Annotated in this window: 13 protein-coding genes and 4 pseudogenes; 6 read left to right on the top strand and 11 right to left on the bottom strand. The window is 70.5% G+C overall.

Translation table 11 applies throughout. From position 1 onward, the window contains the following. Positions 1-112: 112 nt before the first annotated feature. The 6 genes and pseudogenes from CRP49_RS47335 to CRP49_RS40840 all read right to left on the bottom strand — a co-directional run bounded on the left by CRP49_RS47335 (position 113) and on the right by CRP49_RS40840 (position 2,873). The gene (locus CRP49_RS47335) at positions 113-268 is read right to left on the bottom strand and encodes a DUF6131 family protein (protein ID WP_097258427.1); all 156 of its coding nucleotides are present in this window, start codon (positions 266-268) and stop codon (positions 113-115) included. A gap of 88 nt (positions 269-356) precedes the next feature. After that, positions 357-965: an alkaline shock response membrane anchor protein AmaP gene (locus tag CRP49_RS40855; protein WP_097258426.1), complete on the bottom strand. Its 609-nt coding sequence runs from the start codon at positions 963-965 to the stop codon at positions 357-359. A 29-nt stretch (positions 966-994) separates the two neighbouring features. Then, positions 995-1,675: a DUF6286 domain-containing protein gene (locus tag CRP49_RS40850; protein ID WP_097258425.1), complete on the bottom strand. Its 681-nt coding sequence runs from the start codon at positions 1,673-1,675 to the stop codon at positions 995-997. Between the two features lie 51 nt (positions 1,676-1,726). After that, complete coding sequence (locus tag CRP49_RS40845; protein WP_097258424.1) at positions 1,727-2,134, bottom strand: Asp23/Gls24 family envelope stress response protein; 408 nt, start codon at positions 2,132-2,134, stop codon at positions 1,727-1,729. Next, positions 2,131-2,298: a hypothetical protein gene (locus CRP49_RS47330; RefSeq protein WP_179852006.1), complete on the bottom strand. Its 168-nt coding sequence runs from the start codon at positions 2,296-2,298 to the stop codon at positions 2,131-2,133. The genes CRP49_RS40845 and CRP49_RS47330 overlap by 4 nt, the downstream gene beginning before the upstream one ends. Positions 2,299-2,382: 84 nt before the next feature. Next, a pseudogene (locus tag CRP49_RS40840) lies at positions 2,383-2,873 on the bottom strand (Asp23/Gls24 family envelope stress response protein). Between the two features lie 154 nt (positions 2,874-3,027). Between CRP49_RS40840 and CRP49_RS40835 the strand changes: the two are divergent. The 4 genes from CRP49_RS40835 (at position 3,028) to CRP49_RS49455 (ending at position 5,093) form a co-directional block, all read left to right on the top strand. Next, positions 3,028-3,603 (top strand): RNA polymerase sigma factor, encoded by a 576-nt coding sequence (locus CRP49_RS40835; protein ID WP_179852005.1) that lies wholly within the window; start codon positions 3,028-3,030, stop codon positions 3,601-3,603. Beyond that, the gene (locus CRP49_RS40830) at positions 3,594-4,262 is read left to right on the top strand and encodes an Asp23/Gls24 family envelope stress response protein (RefSeq protein WP_097258423.1); all 669 of its coding nucleotides are present in this window, start codon (positions 3,594-3,596) and stop codon (positions 4,260-4,262) included. Before CRP49_RS40835 ends, CRP49_RS40830 begins: the two co-directional genes overlap by 10 nt. Then, a complete protein-coding gene (locus CRP49_RS40825; protein WP_097258422.1) occupies positions 4,262-4,630 on the top strand; it encodes a hypothetical protein in 369 nt (122 codons plus the stop codon). The genes CRP49_RS40830 and CRP49_RS40825 overlap by 1 nt, the downstream gene beginning before the upstream one ends. Before the next feature lie 112 nt (positions 4,631-4,742). Next, positions 4,743-5,093 (top strand): hypothetical protein, encoded by a 351-nt coding sequence (locus CRP49_RS49455; RefSeq protein WP_373560430.1) that lies wholly within the window; start codon positions 4,743-4,745, stop codon positions 5,091-5,093. Positions 5,094-5,096: 3 nt separating this feature from the next. Here the strand turns inward: CRP49_RS49455 and CRP49_RS40815 are convergent. Further along, positions 5,097-6,058, bottom strand: a pseudogene (locus tag CRP49_RS40815) (SRPBCC family protein). Between the two features lie 4 nt (positions 6,059-6,062). Continuing rightward, complete coding sequence (locus CRP49_RS47325) at positions 6,063-6,896, bottom strand: histone protein (RefSeq protein ID WP_179852004.1); 834 nt, start codon at positions 6,894-6,896, stop codon at positions 6,063-6,065. A 187-nt stretch (positions 6,897-7,083) separates the two neighbouring features. On the opposite strand from CRP49_RS47325, the gene CRP49_RS49450 reads away from it, so the two are divergent. Continuing rightward, positions 7,084-7,326, top strand: coding sequence for a cytochrome P450 (locus CRP49_RS49450; protein ID WP_107487146.1), 243 nt, complete (start codon positions 7,084-7,086; stop codon positions 7,324-7,326). Continuing rightward, positions 7,287-7,528, top strand: a pseudogene (locus CRP49_RS40805) (ABC transporter ATP-binding protein); the annotation flags it as partial. The gene CRP49_RS49450 and the pseudogene CRP49_RS40805, both read left to right, overlap by 40 nt. A gap of 232 nt (positions 7,529-7,760) precedes the next feature. Here the strand turns inward: CRP49_RS40805 and CRP49_RS40800 are convergent. The 3 genes and pseudogenes from CRP49_RS40800 to CRP49_RS40790 form a co-directional block, all read right to left on the bottom strand. Continuing rightward, the gene (locus CRP49_RS40800) at positions 7,761-8,726 is read right to left on the bottom strand and encodes a pirin family protein (protein ID WP_097258421.1); all 966 of its coding nucleotides are present in this window, start codon (positions 8,724-8,726) and stop codon (positions 7,761-7,763) included. A gap of 63 nt (positions 8,727-8,789) precedes the next feature. Continuing rightward, positions 8,790-10,307, bottom strand: a pseudogene (locus tag CRP49_RS40795) (serine/threonine-protein kinase). Positions 10,308-10,463: 156 nt separating this feature from the next. Continuing rightward, positions 10,464-12,200, bottom strand: coding sequence for an RICIN domain-containing protein (locus CRP49_RS40790; protein WP_097258420.1), 1,737 nt, complete (start codon positions 12,198-12,200; stop codon positions 10,464-10,466). Between the last annotated feature and the right edge of the window lie 4 nt (positions 12,201-12,204).

Raw genomic sequence — 12,204 nt, 5'->3', positions numbered from 1 at the left:
GGTGTGCCGCCCGTTGCCTGCGGTGTTTCCCGCAGCGCCTCGTCGTCGGCGCAGGCGTCCGCGGCCTGCCGGCGGTCCCGGGGGACCGGTGGCGGCGGGCCGCGAGGGTCGGTCACCAGTAGTGGCGTCGACCGGCGACGGCGTGTCCCATCGAGCCGAGGATCCACAGGACGGCGCCGATGACCAGCAGGATGATCCCGATGGTCCACAGGATGGATATCCCGGTGAGGAAGCCGACGACGAGCAGAATGATGCCCAGGATGATCATGATCTCTCCCTTGGGGAGTGGTGCCGGTGCCCCTGTGAACTGTGAGAGAGCGCAAGGGCGGTGGACACGGGGATAGTCCGTCTCCTCCTTACTCCGCGCGGTGCGGTTTGTGGCCGGCGACCTGTAGCCGGACCTCGGTGGGCGTGGGAGGGGAGCCGGTGGACCGACGGGCGGTTCGGAGCGGGCCCTCGCACAGGGCGTCGAGGAGAGTGCCGGGTGACGCCTGAGGGGTGAGAGTCAGTGCGACGTGGGTGAGGGGGTGGGCAGGGCGGCCGGTGATGCGTACGGCCGCGTGCTCGACCGCCGGCAGGGCACCGGCTTCGGTCGCGATCGCGTCGCTGAGCGCGCTGTCGCGCAGTTCGACGCCTTCCTGCGGGGGTGTGCCGCCGACGGGCAGTGCTCCGGGGTGGCGTCGACGCAGTTGGGCGAGCAGCCACCACAGGGCGAGCAGGGCGACGAGGGCGAGGGCGGCGATGACCGCGGGCCACCACCACCAGCCCTGACTGCTCCAGCGGGCCCGGTCGGCGGAGCCGAGCAGGACGTCGTCCGGGGTGGTCAGGGGCCAGCCGGTGGGCGGGACCAGATCGTGTCGCCGGTAGATGTCGAGCCCGGCGAAGAGGATCAGCAGACCGCCGCCGAGCAGTACCAGTCCGGCGAGGGCCAGCAGACTGCGGTTGAGTACGGGTCGCGGCGTCATGGTGCGAGCTCCGGTCCAGGGGGTTTCGGTCAGTGGGTGCGGCGCCGTACTCGTACGACGATGCGGGGAGGCCGGGCGAGGGCGAGCTGGTCGCGCTCGTCGTCAAGGGTGGCGGTGAGGTCGTCCTTCACCTTGTGGGGGTCGCGGAAGCGGATGTCCGCGCGCGCTTTGACGCGGTGGCGGCGCACCCGGATGCGGGCCTTACTGACTCCGGGTACCCGCATGGCGGCGTCGCGCAGCAGATCGGCGGCGCTGTCCCGGTCCAGGGAGGCTCGCAGCCGGGGCGCGGGGGAGCGCAGGGGCAGCCAGTGGCGTAGGCCGGGGGTGAGGGCCAGCACGATCAACCAGATGCCGACGACGGCGGCCACGGCGGCTCCCGTGAGCATCCAGATGTCGTCCACGGGGCGGGTTGCCAGCTCGTCGGCCAGGTGTCGCCGCCAGGCTGCTGCAGGGCGTCCCACCCGTACAGCGACGACGTCGATCAGCGCCGCGCCCGCCGCCACGAGAACCACCGAGGCGACCAGTGCGGCCGGAAGGCGGCGCGCGGACCACGGTCGGTGTGCCTGGTGCCCTCTGTCGTCTTCACCGGCCTTGAGGTTCGAGCTGGACACGTTCCGTTCGGTCGGATCGGGCTCCTTCGTCAGCGGCACTGTGGCACGGTGCGCGGACGGCGCGGAGCTGGGGCCGGGAGCACCGGGATCGGGTGTCATCGCGATCCCCCTTCCTGAACGACGTGCCCGGCGATCCGGGCCGCGGGCCGCTCACCGGACCCGCCCCCGGCTCGCGTCGGCGGCGGTCACCAGGCGCCGGACGGTGAGGGTGACCTCTCCCACCCGCAAGCCGGTCAGCTGAGCCACCCGTTCGGCGACGTCCTGCTGGATCCGCGCGCACACCCGGGGAATGTCGCTGGGGTAGGGCAGGTCCATGGTCAGGTGCAGGCGCACCGATCCGGTACGGACGGCGGCAGAGGCGTGGGGTGCCGTTGGCCCGTCCCGGTCGGGCGGTACGGCGGCGCGCTGGGACTGGGCCGTGCGCGCGGCCTGGGCGGCGATACGGGCGACCACCCTGTCCGGGATGACGGTGGCGCCCCGTTCGGCCGGGGGTGGCAGGCCGGCGGCCTGCGCCGGCGGGCTAGCTCCCTCGCCGGGGGAGCCGGGCCGGGTCTTCACCGCTGCCTCCGTGTCCGGAGGTCGAGGTCGCCCTGCACCACGAGGCCGACGATCAGCCCCACCGCGCCCAGGACCAGAACGAGCAGGAATGCCCAGAAGCCGCCGAAGTAAGCGGCGAAGCCCAGGGCTATGCCGGCCGCGAGGCCGGTCGTCGCTGCGTTCATCATGCACTCACCCGTCTCGCGAGCATCCCACTCGCCGTGATCATCCGCTCATGCCCGAGGACACGGCGGTGGTCACGACAGCGGTCACCGCACGCGGCCCTCGTCCGGTTCGGTCTGCTCCTCCTCGTCGGGGAGGTGGACGTCGTCGACGGCGATGTTCACCTCAACGACCTCCAGTCCCGTCATCCGTTCAACGGCGCTGATGACATTGGTGCGTACGCCGCCGGCGACATCGACGATGGAGACGCCGTACTCGACGACGACGTCCAGGTCCACGGCGGCCTGCCGCTCGCCGACCTCGACCTTCACCCCCCGGGTGACGGCCCCGCCTCCGCCTCCGCCTGCGCCGGGGACGCGTTCCCGCATGGCGCCGAAGGCGCGGGCCATCCCTGCTCCCAGGTTGTAGATGCCGGGTACCTCACGGGCAGCCATGCCCGCGATCTTGGCCACCACCCCGTCCGCGATCGTGGTCTTCCCCGAGTCTCGGCCGGAGCCCCGGCCCCGGTAGGGCCCTTCAACGCGCTCACGCCCGCCTCGGGCCTGCCCCCGCCGACGCTGGTGATGTTGTCCGTCATGGCGGTCGCCTCAATCGGTCGGTAGGGCACCGGTGTGGCGCCCGTCAGAAGGTTGGACATATCGAGCGGCGCATCCCTCACGCGCATCGAATGTGATGTGCATCACAGGCTGCCTATCGGGTACCCGGATGGTCCGAGGTTGCACGGGAACGCCATGATCGAACGCACTGCTTTCCCACCGCCGGAACGCGACGTGCCGGACCGGCTGCTGGCCGTACGGGCGGCCGAGGGCGACGAGGACTCCTTCGCCGTTCTCGTCCGACGGCACGGCCGGCCACTCCTTGCCTTGGCCCGTTGCATGCTCGGCAACCCCCAGGACGCCGAGGAGGCCGTTCAGGACGCCTTCGTCAGCGCCTGGCGGCGCCTGCCGGAATACCGCCACAGCGCGGAGTTCCGCACCTGGATGTACCGCATCACCGTCAACCGCTGCCTGACCATGCGCCGGCGCCGGCCGCCGCCCCTCTCGCTGAACACCGTCGCCGAACCCGCGGCGGGAGACGCCTGGAGCCAGCCCGCCCGGTCCGCCGAGCAGGACGCGGCCATCGCCGCCCTGACCCGCGCGCTCGCCGAACTGGACGACGGGCAGCGGATCTGCTGGATCCTGAGGGAGGTGCAAGGTCTGCCCTACAGGGAGATTGCACTCGTGGTGCGGACCAGCGAGCCGACGGTGCGGGGCAGACTGTTCAGGGCACGCCGATCCCTGCAGGAGGCGATGGGCCCATGGCGCTAGACGACCCGCACACGCGTCCCCCCGAACCACCCGGAGCCGACGGGCTCCGCACCGGATCGGCCGCCGCCGACGTTCCCCTGTTCGCGGGTGATGAGGTCCTGCCCTGCGGCCGCCTGCTCAGCCGGGCCTGGGAACAGGCGCAGGACGAGGCGCCGGGCGCGGACCCGCACACCATGTCCTGTCCTCACTGCCGCGAGGCCGTCGCGGGGCTGGCCGCAGTGAACGCGGCCACCCGGGCGATGCGCGCCGAGGACACTCCCGGCCTCCACGCACTCGCCGACCGCATCATGAACGCCGTCAGGGCAGAGGCCCGGCTCGGGCGGCTGCTGCCCCTGGCAGACCCGGACCGGGACCTGCGGATCACCGAGAGCGCCGCGGCGACGGTACTGCGGGAGGCGGCGGACACGGTCCCGGGTGCCAGGGCCGCGACCTGCCGGTTCACACCTGCAGGCGAGGGCAACGACGTGCGGGTGACCATGACCCTGGCCGCCGGCCTCGACCGTCCGCTGCCCGAGCGCGTCCATCAGGTACGCCGATCGGTCCTCTACTCGGCCGGTCAGGATCTGGGGCTCGCAGTGACGGCCGTGGACATCACCGTGGTCGACGTACTGGAGCCGCCGCCCCTCGGCCCCGGCCTCCCGACCGGTGTTGGTGCGTGATGACCGCCGTCGGCACGACCACGCTCCTCGGCGTCGCGGCCGAGGCAGCCCTCGCGGTTCCCGGCGTGGCCGGCCTGCAACCCCGACTCGCCCACCGCCTCGCGGCAGCCGCCGCACCCACCCGGGCGCTCACCACGCCTCGCTTCACGTCGCCCGAGGCGGGCATCCGCGTCGACCGGGCGCCGGACGGTTCGGGATGGCACATCGAGGTGCGCTGTGTCCTGGCCGAGGGCCGACGGGCGCTGGACACCGCCCGCAACGTCCACGACCGGGTGCGGACCGCCGTCATCTCCCACCTCCCCGCCCCGGAGCCGGTCACCGTCACGGTCACGGTGACCCGTATCGCCGCCCGGCACGACGCGGCATGAGCGCCGTGGGCGACGGGCCCACGAACCGTCAGCGGTGAGATCGGCCGGAATGTCGGATCACGCGCAGCCTGGGCGCGTCTGCAGCCGTTCCGGGCAGGTCTTGGAGCAGGCCATGTTCACGCCCTTCCCGCCGGTCCGCTCCGGGCTCCGTCTGGTGTCGATGCTCGGACAGAGCCACGGCTTCCCGGTCCCCGTCGGCGGTGCCGGCGCCCTGACCGCGGCGCTCGTGAGCCGCCTTCAGCACCGCGACGGTCTCCTGCGCTGTGCAGAGCGCGTCGTGTCCGTCGTCGTACGGGGCGTCAAGGCAGCGGGCGATGTCTCCACTGGGGCCTCCCGTAGTGTCCGGCAGCGCGACCGGTCGGCCCGGCTGATCCTCGCCCCCACCTGGATCGATCGTCGATCAGGCCGGCATGGCCTCTACGGGCCAGATGCGAGCGCCAGGCGCACGCACTGCGTGCATTGACGATCACTGGCTCTCTTCTTCATCCTCGTCTTCCTCGGCTTCGTCGTCTTCCTCTTCGTCGTATTCGTCTTCTTCCTCTTCGGGGTAGTCCTCTGTCTCTTCCTCATCGGTGTACTCGTCGTCGGCAGAGGTGTCCTCGGCCTCTTCCTCCTCCTCGATCGCCTCCTCATGGGTGCGGACCACTTCGCCGTCACGGATCTCGCCGCGCCAGCCTTCCGGTTCCTCGTCGGTCAGGGTGACGTAGCGCTGGAAGTGCTTGAAGTCCAGCCGCAGTCGACGCCCTTGGGCGCGCCAGATGTTGCCGGTCTTTTCGAAGAACCCCGACGGGTAGTACTCGACCACGAGCACGATGCGCGTCAGGGTCGGGGTCACTCGTGGAAGCTGACGCAGCCGCGTGTGGTGCCCTTGGCACCCTCAGAGGTCCACGTGATGCGCTCGTCCGGCACCTGCTCCTGGACCGTGGCTTTCCATCCGCGGGTCGACGGACCTACCTTGACCTTCCAGTCGCTCTCGGCGTCCTTGCCCTTTGACGCACTGCGGACGCCCTTGGTGAAGCTGCTGAACTTCTCGTATTGGGCCCAGTGGTCGTAGGCGAATCGAAGAGGCACACCAACGTCGGCCACCTCGATGATGTTCATGACCTTGGTGCTGCCGGACCCGCGGCCCTTGCCCCCGCCGAACGCCTCCTTGACCTTGCCGACCACGTTGTCCTTGATGCTCTTCGCCTTCTCGCCGATCAACGCCTTGAACGGTGAGTCACCTTGAAGCATCCTCAGACCTGCTTTGGGGAGCACGCCGCCGTTCTCCACGATGCCCGTGAGTCCTTCGGTGATCTCCCCCAGCTTGTCGCCTGCCTTTTCGGCCAGGTTCTCCACCTGGCCTCCCAGGAAGCTCGTGAAGGCGCCGCGCAGCTGGTCCAGCCCCGATCCCTGCCCGTTTCCGGTGTCGCGTGCTGTGCCGACCATGGTTCTACCTCGGCCGTCTGGTGGCCTTCCTTGGCGCCGTCTTCTTGGCAGCGGTCTTCCTTGCGGTGGTCTTCCTCGCCGGAGCCGAGGACTTCTTTGCGGGCGCCGTCTTCTTGGCAGCGGGTTTCTTGGCGGTGGTCTTCTTGGCCGGGGCTGCGGACTTCTTTGCGGGCGCCGTCTTCTTGGCGGTGGCCTTCCTTGCGGCAGTCTTCTTGGCCGGAGCCTTCCGGGGGGCGGCTTCAGCGGGACGATGCGTTCTCGGCTTTCGAGCGGCACGGCGATGCCTCGGCACGGGCTCTTCCCGCTCTTCCTCCTCCTCGGGCTCTTCCTCTTCGTACTCTTCCTCGGGCTCGCCCTCTTCCTCCTCCTCGGGCTCTTCCTCTTCGTACTCCTCCTCGTCCTTAGCGCCTATGCGGGCGGCGCGCTCGTGGAGCGAGTCGGCCAACTCGGAGAGTTTGCGGTCGGCCACCGCGCTCATGGCCTTGCGTCCGGCATCGGGGACTTCGCCACGCAGTTGCTCGTTGAGGTCGGCGAACTGGGGAAGTTCACGAAGCCTCTTGATCCCTTCCGTCAGCAGCTGCTGTGGTTCCAGACCGAACCGGCGGCCGGCCAGGTAGGTCGCTGCGGCGAAGGTGACCCGCGCCTTCTTCGTCCGGCCGAGGACATACCCGCCGAGAACTCCGGCGGCAAGAGCGATCTTGGGTACATCATTCATCAGCTTTCCCCTCACAGGGCTGCCGAGCGGATGCTCCGCCTGCTGGCTGTCAGCCGAGACGGGCTCCACAACGCCCGGGCGAAGGATCGTAACGAAGCAGGGGCCGTTAGCCGCTCTGATCACTCCCCCCTTCCTAGTCTGGGCTTCGATGCCAGGACCCGCACGCGGACCGCAGGACGCCCTGGGACGCCAGGCCCCCCGTCGCCACGCTCCGGCGACGCTGCGCCGCGGCGGCCGCGCCTCCACACCGGCACTGAACGCTGGGGGCGCAGGCACTCACAGCATGTGAAGCACGAAACGTCGCAGGGGCATCGCGCGAGGCGGCTGCCAGCTCTGGACGCCGCCACAACCCCCTCAGTGCGAACCCCGGCGTCAGGCATCGAGTCCAGCTGTCCTTCGGGCCGCTGCCCGTCATCTGCGCTCGTGCATCCCGTTCGGCGCCGGCAACAGGAAGTGCATCGGCGACTTGTTCGCCTTGACAGATTCCGTCATCGCCATCGCAACCGTACTCGCTGGAGCTACGAACCGATGCTCGTCGTCGGCCTTCTTGTGATGATCGCGCTGACCGTGGTGGCCGCGACACCTCACGCAGCCGTGTCGCGGATTCCCGGCGCCTGACGCTGAGGTCGTGGGACTACGGAAATCTGCGCGTCGACACCCTGATCGCCCCCATGTCCGTGCTGACCAACGTGCTGGGTCTGTTGGTCGCCATCGCCTTCGGTGGCTCGGGCCAGGGAGTGGAGGAGGTCGTCGTCGATGTGGGCGCCAAGCTGACGATTATCTGATGGTCTGTCAGTAGAGTCAGCATTGGGTCAGCATTCGTCCGACCGTAGCTGCTCGCAGATGCCCGCACCTTGGAATCGCTGACAGACCTGGCGGCGTCTGCGCGGGAGCACCGGAAGTACCTCCCCTCCAGGGACCGCTGCTCCGAGACAGGCGCAGGCATGGTTAGGGACCCCTGGATAGGGAGTGTGGCGTTTGCGCTGGTCAGCGCGCTCTTCCGCGTGGTTTCAGTGGTACTTCCGGCAGCTTTGGCGCACCTAGCGGGGCCCCGTCGTATCCCTTCACCTCGCCGAACCGGGTCCCCTTCATCCAGTCCTCGCGAGCCTGCACGATCTCCTCCTGAGACCGGCCGACGAAGTTCCACCACATGATCAGCTCCTCGGCGAACGGCTCGCCGCCCAGCAGCATGATCCCGGCGTCCGACTCGGCGCGCAGCGGGAGTTCGGTGCGGCCGCAGCCGAGGTAGAGCATCGAGCCCGGCAGTACCGGCACCCCGTCCACGTGCACCTCGCCGGACATGGCCAGCACGCCGTACTCGAAGTCCGGTTCGAGGGGGAGACGGACGTCGGCGCCCCGGCTGAGCGCGAGGTCCGCGCCGACGATCGGGGTGAACGTCGTACCCGGCGAGGACGAGCCGTCGAGGGCGCCGAGGATCACGGTCGCGGTCAGGCCGGGCGCGGTGACCGTGGGGAGGTCGGGGTGGTACTCGAACCCGGGGTCGGTGTGGCGGTGTTCGTCCGGGAGCGCGACCCACAGCTGGGCGCCGTGCAGGAAGCGGGCGTGCGACTTCGGGCTCTCCTCGGAGTGGCTGATGGCCCGGCCCGAGGTCATCAGGCCCAGCTGCTTGGGCCGGATCGTCTGGAGGCTGCCGGTGGAGTCCCGGTGCAGCACCTCGCCCTCGTGCAGCCAGCTGACCGTCTGCAACCCCATGTGCGGATGGGGCGGGACCTGCATGCCGGGCTCGTCGGCGATGTCGTCGGGGCCGTAGTGGTCGACGAAGGCCCACGCGCCGATCATGCGCCGACCGAGGTTCGGCAGCAGCCGGCGCACCTCGGTCGACTCCCCGAGTTTCACCAGGCGGGGGCTCAGCAGCTCGCGGACGGGCTCGGCGACGACGAATCCGCGGCCGCCGCACACGCTCGGTACGGGAGCGCGGTCAAGGTTGCTCATGCCGCCCAACTTAGCCCTGCCGCGGCCTCACCGGCAGGCCAACGGCCCGGTACGGGTGATCGTTCAGCCGGTCGTGGTGAAGCCGTCCCTGACATGGTCGAAGACGGGGCGATAGGTGTCCCACTGGGCGTCCGGTGCGCAGAGATAGATGTCGTACTCGCGGCCGCCCTCCCTGCCGTAGCCGAGGTCGATGGCGCGGAAGAGGCTGACGCGTCCCTCGAAGGTGAACTCCCACACGGCGGCCGGCTGTCCCCGGAAGGAGCTGGCCTGCATGCGGGAGCCTGCGGTACGTGGAGTAGTTGACCTTGGTGTTCGCCTCGATGTCCCGGAAGTGCGCCACGGGGTTCGGCCCGGCCGGGGCCACCGTGCCGATGGTGATGCCGGCCAGGCCGGACCGGTCGGTGTAGGTCAGCTCGTCGCCGGTCCGCCGGCCCGCCTTCCAGCCGTCCGGGAGGGGGAGGGAGACACCGAGCCGCTGATCGCGGACCAGGTGGTAGCCGTCGGGGACGGGGGAGGGGGTGGGACTGGTGGAGTTCGTCCGGGTGGCGGAGGCGGCCTCGCCGTGGTGCCCTGTCGTGGAAAGCGTCCCGGCCGTGACCGCGGCGGCCACCGCGGACAGGAGGGCGGCCCACCTGCGGTGGCCTCGGCGTCCGCGCCGCTCGTGCACCCGCGCAGGAGACGGCGCCACTCCTGTTCGGTCCTGCACGACGTTCTGTCGCCGGTCCTGCGTGACGTCCTGTGTGACAGCGGGCGGCACCGTCGCCCCCTGCGACCACACGGCTCGCAGCGCCCGCTCCGTCTCTTCCGCCGACGGGCGGTCCTCCGACTCCCTGGCCAGCAGGGCCTCGACCAGCGGCGCCAGCGGGGCCGCCTGCCGCATCGGCTCCAGTGGGTCGACGGCGATGGCGTACGCCGTCTCCATCGCGGTGGTCGGCGGAACGGCGGGCGGCCCTCCACCGCCTGGTACAGCGTCGCGCCCAGGGCCCACAGGTCCGACGCCGGGCCGGGCGTCCGCCCGCGGACCCGCTCCGGGGCCATGTAGTCGATGGAGCCGACCATCTCCCCGGTCTGTGTCAGGGTCGACGTCCCGGCGGTCAGCGCGATGCCGAAGTCGGTGAGGACGACCCTGCCCACGGCGCCCAGCAGCACGTTGCCGGGCTTGACGTCGCGGTGCAGGACTCCGGCGGCGTGCGCGGCGCGCAGGGCGGCGATCATGCCCAGGCCGATCCGGGCCGCCTCCTTGGGCAGGACGGCTCCGCCGCCCTTCAGGAGGTCGGCGAGGGTGGGCGCGGGCACGTACTCCATGACGATGCAGGGCCGGCCGTCGTCGTCCACCACGTCGTGGACGAGGACCACGTTGGGATGCACGACGCGGGCGGTGCTGCGCGCCTCGCGGCGGCTGCGCTCGTAGAGGGTGGCCGGCTCGCCGCCGCTCAGGTGGGGCTGCGCGTGCAGCTGCTTGAGGGCGACCTGGCGGGCGAGCACCTCGTCCTCGGCGCGCCACACGGTGCCCATGCCGCCTCGGCCGATCCGCTCGGTGAGCCGGTAGCGCCCGGCGACGAGCCGCCTCTCGTCCGACACAGCCCTGCCCTCCGCCGGCTCTCCGCCCCCTTCGGTACGTCCCGTCACCACATCCACCGGTTCGCGGCCGACCTCCCGGTGTGTGCGCCGATTCACTGGCGCAACGGCGTTCCCGCGCCTGCCGACATCAGGCGCGGGAACCCCGGTCGGAGGAGGTCAGCGCGGAGTCAGCCGCCACAGGTGGTCGGCGGTGCCGTTGTCGTCCCACTGCAGGACCTGGGCGCCGGACGAGGTGCTCATGTCGGTCACGCCGAGCAGGAGCCCGCTGTTGTAGTTGGCGATCTTGTAGTAACCGTCGCCGGACGGGACGAGCTGCCACAGGTGGTCGGCGGTGCCGTTGTCACCCCAGATCAGGGCCGTGCCGCCGTCGGCGGTGCTCATGTCCTTGATGCCGAGGAGCAGCCCGCTCGCCCTGCTGGTGATCCGGTAGAGGCCGGAGCCGGCGGAGGTCAGGGTCCAGGACTGGGTCGTGCCGGTGCTCGACGCGGCCTGGACGACCGAGGTGCCCTGGGCCGTGCCCGCGCTCTGGGTGTCCAGGGCCAGACCGCTGTTCTTGTTGGTGATCTGGTACGTGCCGGCCAGCGAGGCCGAGGTGCCGGTCGGGGTGATGGTCAAGTGGTAGCCGTCCGTCGCGTTCGTCGTCACGGGGACGGTGATCTGGCCGTTCGAGACCGGGTAGTCGGCGTCCGAGATCGTGACCGGGCCGGACACCGCCGTCGTACGGCCCCTGGACGGCGTGTACTCCAGTTTCACGTGCACCGTGCTGCCGAACGCCGACAGGGAGCCGAGGCCCTTGACCGTGACCGCGCTGGACCCCGCGCCGCCGCCGAAGATCACCCCGATCTGATTGCCGGCGCTGTTGAGCGAGGCCGCGCCGTCGATGCCCGTCTGCGCCGGGGGTGTGGTGACCAGCATGTTCCCGGACATGTCGCCGTACCACTTGTAGAGCCAGTACGAGCCGTTCGGTGAGCCGCCGGTGTCGGTGAGCGTGTCGCCGAGGGTGCCGTAGTGGTTCCAGAAGGCCAGTTCGGCGTCGTGCACGCCGGCCCGCTCGAACTTGGCGACATAGCCGACCAGCGAGCCGGGCACGCCGACCTCGCTCGGCGTGCCGTACTCCTCGATCGCGATCGGACGCGGGCTGATGCCCAGGCTGCTCTCCAGGGCGCGGTACGCCGAGACGTGCGCGGCGATGTCCTTGCTGCCCTGCAGCTCGTGCCACGCGATGATGTCGGGCACGGTACCGCCGGCCTTGGCGTCGGTGAGGAACGTGCTCATCCAGGACTGGTTCCACGCCGAGTAACTCGGGCCCTGGATGGGCGTCCTGGTGTCCTTGGCGCGGACCTCCTTGTACGTGCGTGCCCAACCGGCGTCGAAAGCACCCGCGTTGGTGGTGTCCCATGTCCAGTCGGGCTCGTTCCACAGCTCGTATGCGGCGATGTCGGTGGCTCCGGAGGACTGCACGGAGGCCACCTGCTTGTCGACCGCCGACAGCCAGTCACTCCAACTCACCCACTTGTACGGGAAGTTCGGGTACCAGTCCGGCATCCGTACGACGATCTTGGCGCCGGCCCGCGCCGCCTTGGACGCCACGACCAGCGCGTCGCCCGCCGGCTTGGGCTCGCCGTTGGGCAGCTGGGAGCCGCCGGGGGCCATCTGGACGAAGGTGTTCGGCTTGAGCGGGGTGACCAGGCTGTCGGCGGGGGTGCTTCCGTCGGCGAGGCCGTAGAGGCTGCCGGTCGCCACATGCGTGACCGGGCGCAGGGACTGGTCCGCGTTGACGACCAGCGTGGTGGACGTGGTGGGGGCCGCCTGGGCGGGAGTTACGAGGGCGGCGGTGAGAACGGCTGTGCCGAGGGCCGCCGTCAAGCTGCCGTAGCGTCTTGTGCGGGTCATGACA

Origin of the sequence: Streptomyces sp. Ag109_G2-15, assembly GCF_900215565.1 — a bacterium.
GTDB classification, from domain to species: Bacteria; Actinomycetota; Actinomycetes; order Streptomycetales; family Streptomycetaceae; genus Streptomyces; species Streptomyces diastatochromogenes.
The sequence above is the reverse complement of the archived record's forward strand: the minus strand, read 5'-3'. Positions and strand labels throughout refer to the sequence as shown.

Excerpts from the sequence above, each read along its gene's own strand:
- CRP49_RS40800 (WP_097258421.1), bottom strand. The coding sequence starts at position 8,726 with ATGAGCAACCTTGACCGCGCTCCCGTACCGAGCGTGTGCGGCGGCCGC.
- CRP49_RS40790 (WP_097258420.1), bottom strand. The coding sequence starts at position 12,200 with ATGACCCGCACAAGACGCTACGGCAGCTTGACGGCGGCCCTCGGCACA.
- CRP49_RS40850 (WP_097258425.1), bottom strand. The coding sequence starts at position 1,675 with ATGACACCCGATCCCGGTGCTCCCGGCCCCAGCTCCGCGCCGTCCGCG.
- CRP49_RS40825 (WP_097258422.1), top strand. The coding sequence starts at position 4,262 with ATGACCGCCGTCGGCACGACCACGCTCCTCGGCGTCGCGGCCGAGGCA.
- CRP49_RS49455 (WP_373560430.1), top strand. The coding sequence starts at position 4,743 with ATGTTCACGCCCTTCCCGCCGGTCCGCTCCGGGCTCCGTCTGGTGTCG.
- CRP49_RS40855 (WP_097258426.1), bottom strand. The coding sequence starts at position 965 with ATGACGCCGCGACCCGTACTCAACCGCAGTCTGCTGGCCCTCGCCGGA.
- CRP49_RS47335 (WP_097258427.1), bottom strand. The coding sequence starts at position 268 with ATGATCATCCTGGGCATCATTCTGCTCGTCGTCGGCTTCCTCACCGGG.
- CRP49_RS40830 (WP_097258423.1), top strand. The coding sequence starts at position 3,594 with ATGGCGCTAGACGACCCGCACACGCGTCCCCCCGAACCACCCGGAGCC.
- CRP49_RS40835 (WP_179852005.1), top strand. The coding sequence starts at position 3,028 with ATGATCGAACGCACTGCTTTCCCACCGCCGGAACGCGACGTGCCGGAC.
- CRP49_RS47330 (WP_179852006.1), bottom strand. The coding sequence starts at position 2,298 with ATGAACGCAGCGACGACCGGCCTCGCGGCCGGCATAGCCCTGGGCTTC.